4 protein-coding genes are annotated in these 2,693 nt (G+C 68.0%); 2 read left to right on the forward strand and 2 right to left on the reverse strand.

All coding sequences use genetic code 11. The features are described from left to right. Window positions 1-618: sugar phosphate isomerase/epimerase family protein (locus tag V6M46_RS00065; protein WP_332661637.1), on the forward strand; the 618-nt coding region annotated here is incomplete at its 5' end. A 124-nt stretch (window positions 619-742) separates the two neighbouring features. Continuing rightward, complete coding sequence (locus V6M46_RS00070; RefSeq protein ID WP_332661638.1) at window positions 743-1,342, forward strand: hypothetical protein; 600 nt, start codon at window positions 743-745, stop codon at window positions 1,340-1,342. On the opposite strand, the gene prfB is transcribed toward V6M46_RS00070, so the two are convergent. Both prfB and V6M46_RS00080 read right to left on the reverse strand, forming a co-directional pair. Further along, the gene (gene prfB / locus V6M46_RS00075; protein ID WP_332661639.1) at window positions 1,339-2,445 is read right to left on the reverse strand and encodes a peptide chain release factor 2; all 1,107 of its coding nucleotides are present in this window, start codon (window positions 2,443-2,445) and stop codon (window positions 1,339-1,341) included. The two genes, V6M46_RS00070 and prfB, sit on opposite strands and share 4 nt — an antisense overlap. Before the next feature lie 22 nt (window positions 2,446-2,467). Continuing rightward, the gene (locus tag V6M46_RS00080; protein WP_332661640.1) at window positions 2,468-2,650 is read right to left on the reverse strand and encodes a DUF5302 domain-containing protein; all 183 of its coding nucleotides are present in this window, start codon (window positions 2,648-2,650) and stop codon (window positions 2,468-2,470) included. Window positions 2,651-2,693 lie beyond the last annotated feature (43 nt).

The following is a 2,693-nucleotide window of genomic DNA, read 5'->3' on the forward strand; positions in this document are numbered from 1 at the left end:
TTCACCGGCTCGTCGATCTGGAAGTACGTCGCGATGTTCCCGCCGGCGTCCGAGGAGATGATCGCCGCGGGCTACCAGGACTTCGCCGATCGCTGGAACCCGATCCTCGACGTGTTCGACGAGGAAGGCGTGCGGTTCGCCCACGAGGTGCACCCGAGCGAGATCGCGTACGACTACTGGACGACGCACGCAGCGCTCGACGCGATCGGGCACCGCGAGGCGTTCGGGCTCAACTGGGACCCGTCGCACTTCGTGTGGCAGGACCTCGACCCGCTGGGATTCCTGTGGGACTTCAAGGACCGGATCTACCACGTCGACTGCAAGGACGGGAAGTTGCAGGTCGGCAACGGCCGCAACGGCCGGCTCGGGTCGCACCTGCCGTGGGCGGACCCACGCCGGGGCTGGGACTTCGTGTCGACGGGAAGGGGCGATGTGCCGTGGGAGGCGTGCTTCCGCATGCTCAACACGATCGGCTACGACGGCCCCATCTCGGTCGAGTGGGAGGACGCCGGCATGGATCGCCTGCTGGGCGCCCCCGAGGCGCTGGCGTTCGTCAAGGCCAACCTGTTCGACGCCCCGACCGCCGCGTTCGACGCGGCCTTCAGCTCCAGCGACTGACCACTCCGACCCGGGGAGCGGTGTCTTGGCGTCCACTTCGAGGTCCGGAGTGGACGCCAAGTCACCGCTCGGTGTTGTGAGGCGTCGACGGGCGGTGCTGGTCGGCGCCCGCTAGCGTCGGGGCATGAAGCTTCCGATCGCGGATCCGCGTGATGCACTGGCTCTGATCGCACGCGGACCGGCGATCGTCGAGCAGGCGTTCGCCCTGATCCCCCGCGCATCAGCGCTGCTCGAATCCGCCGAGGCGCTGCTCGCCCGGGTCGACGGCCTGGTCGACCGCATCGAGTCCACCCGGCTCGCCGCTGACGACGTGGTGGAGCGGACCGGCGGGACCCTCGACGAGGCCAACACGCTCATCGTTCGCGCGGCGGGCACGATCGGCAGCGTCGAGCCGACGATCGAGCACCTGCAGGCCCTGCTCGACTCGTTCGCGCCGTCCCTCGAGCGCCTCCAGCCGACGCTCGCGCGCCTCGCCGAGACCACGCATCCCGACGAGGTCGACGCGATGGTCAAGCTCATCGATCAGCTGCCGGACCTGGTGGAACGCCTCGAGACCGACATCCTGCCGATGCTGGTGACCCTGCGCACGGTCGGTCCCGATGTGCACGACCTGCTCGACATCACCCGCGAGCTCAACCAGATGCTCGGCAAGCTTCCCGGCATGGGCCGGGTCAAGCGACGGGTCGAGGAGCAGAAGGTGCAGGATCCGCGGGAGCCGGACTAGGCGTCCTGTCCCCTCCGCCAACGGACCCCGGCTTCGATGAAGTCGTCAATCTCGCCGTCGAGCACGGCCTGGGTGTTGCCGGTCTCGAACTCGGTGCGCAGATCCTTGACCATCTGGTACGGGTTGAGGACGTAGTTGCGCATCTGGTCGCCCCACGACGCCTGCACGTCACCGCGCAGCTCGTCGAGCTGGGCCCGCTCCTCGGCCTTCTTGAGGGCCAGCAGCTTGGCCTTGAGGATCACCATCGCGCTGGCCTTGTTCTGCAGCTGGCTCTTCTCGTTCTGGCAGCTCACGACGGTGCCGGTCGGGATGTGCGTCAGGCGTACGGCCGAGTCGGTCGTGTTGACGCTCTGACCGCCGGGACCCGACGAGCGGAACACGTCGACGCGGATGTCCTCCTCAGGGATGTCGATCTCGTCGGTCTCCTCGAGCACCGGGACGACCTCGACCGCGGCGAACGACGTCTGGCGCCGGCCCTGGTTGTCGAACGGCGAGATGCGGACGAGCCGGTGCGTCCCGGCCTCGACCGAGAGCGTCCCGTACGCGTACGGGGCCTTGACCGCGAACGTCGTCGACTTGATGCCGGCCTCCTCGGCGTACGACGTGTCGTAGACCTCGACGCTGTAGCCGTGGCGCTCGGCCCAGCGGATGTACATGCGCTGCAGCATCAGCGCGAAGTCGGCCGCATCGACGCCACCGGCGCCCGAACGGATCGACACCAGCGCGTCGCGTTCGTCGTACTCGCCGGACAGCAGCGTGCGGATCTCGAGCGAGTCGATCGCCTTCTGGATGCGTACGAGCTCGCGGTCGACCTCTGCGGACGCCTCGGCGTCGCCCTCCTCGAGGGCCATCTCGTGCATGATGTCGAGGTCGTCGAGGCGCTGGCGCAGATTCGTGACGCGCTCGACCTCGGCCTGCAACGCCGAGAGGCGTCCGGTCACGCGCTGCGCATTCGCCTGGTCGTCCCACAGGTCGGGCGCGCCGACCTGCTGCTGGAGGTCCTCGATCTCCGCCCGGATGGAGTCGAGATCGAGGACCTTCTCGATCGACGTCAGGGTCGCGTCGAGGGCCTTGGTCTGCTCTGCAAAGTCGGGTGTCGCCACCCGTCGAGGTTACAGGGCTGCGTTAGATGCTCTTGCGCCGGAACTCGGGTGCCTGCGTCGGGCCGTTGGCGCCGTGCGACTTCTCGCTGCCGTCGTGCTCGGCGCCCTCTGCGGTGGCGTGGTGCTGGTGCTTCTTCTTCTCCAGCGCCTCGCGGAACTTGGCCTTCATGTCGGACTTGTTGTCGGTTCCCTCTGATTCAGCCATACCGCCACCCTATGCCCCCCATGTGGTGAGATCGACCCATGGA

The sequence above is a fragment of the Aeromicrobium sp. genome, from assembly GCF_036676885.1.
In the GTDB taxonomy this organism is placed as follows: Bacteria; Actinomycetota; Actinomycetes; order Propionibacteriales; family Nocardioidaceae; genus Aeromicrobium.

What these genes read in the sequence shown, in the direction of transcription:
- V6M46_RS00070 (WP_332661638.1), top strand. Translation starts at nt 743, where the DNA reads ATGAAGCTTCCGATCGCGGATCCGCGTGATGCACTGGCTCTGATCGCA.
- V6M46_RS00080 (WP_332661640.1), bottom strand. Translation starts at nt 2,650, where the DNA reads ATGGCTGAATCAGAGGGAACCGACAACAAGTCCGACATGAAGGCCAAG.